Raw genomic sequence first — 287 nt, 5'->3', positions numbered from 1 at the left:
GACGAAAGCGTATTTTGGTTTAAGTTCCACAGCCCCATAGTCTTTTACTATGTAAGAGTATGAAACAGTATCACTTAAAACTTGGTAACCATTGGCAACGCCACGTGGTACAAAAATGCCCTTGCTGGCATCAATCACTGTTTGGTAAACATGACCAAAGCTCTCGCCTTCACGAAGATCTACCCATGAGCCCAAAACACGTCCACCATCTGCTACAGAAATATATTTGTCCCATGGTTCAGCGTGTAAACCGCGCAAAACATTTTTACGTGAGAAAGAAACGTTAT

General features: G+C 42.2%; 1 protein-coding gene. It reads right to left on the bottom strand.

Features of this window, described 5'->3' with window-relative positions:
- Positions 1-287 (bottom strand): dTDP-4-dehydrorhamnose 3,5-epimerase family protein (locus ETC27_RS17910; protein ID WP_205742771.1); only part of this gene is annotated, 287 nt, incomplete at both ends.

The organism is Onishia niordana, assembly GCF_004798965.1.
GTDB classification, from domain to species: Bacteria; Pseudomonadota; Gammaproteobacteria; order Pseudomonadales; family Halomonadaceae; genus Onishia; species Onishia niordana.
The sequence above is the reverse complement of the archived record's forward strand: the minus strand, read 5'-3'. Positions and strand labels throughout refer to the sequence as shown.